The organism is Paraburkholderia sp. BR10923 (genome assembly GCF_040948765.1).
Lineage (GTDB): Bacteria > Pseudomonadota > Gammaproteobacteria > Burkholderiales > Burkholderiaceae > Paraburkholderia > Paraburkholderia youngii.
The window spans coordinates 1-312 of record NZ_JBFPKO010000191.1 but is presented as its reverse complement, the minus strand read 5'-3'; the positions used below and the strand labels follow the sequence as shown (position 1 = coordinate 312).

Here is a 312-nt window from a genome sequence, read left to right as displayed (position 1 = left end):
TCAGCTGTTGCATGTTGTTCAACATGCCGACATAAAGCTCGTTGTTCACGTTCATGTCACGGGTCAGGCGTACCGCATTCTGCTCCAGCTCCGGCAGCGCCTGTTCCTGCTGCGACAGGCTGCCGATCCTGCTGCCCACCATGCCAATCTGCTGGTCGAGCGCCTGGATCGCCGGGTGACCCGGTGCGTAGATCGCGCTCATTTCCGCGCGCTTCTGCTTCAGTTCCAGCAGGCTGCGCTGCGTGGCCACGCTCTGATCCAGATAGGCCTTGCCCTGCTCACTGAGGTTGAACACGCCCATGCGGTTGCGCA

1 protein-coding gene is annotated in these 312 nt (G+C 61.2%); it reads right to left on the bottom strand.

Going from position 1 to position 312, the window contains the following annotated elements:
* On the bottom strand, positions 1 to 301 hold a 301-nt coding region (locus tag AB3X94_RS42065), incomplete at its 3' end, for a GNVR domain-containing protein (protein WP_368614495.1).
* Between the last annotated feature and the right edge of the window lie 11 nt (positions 302 to 312).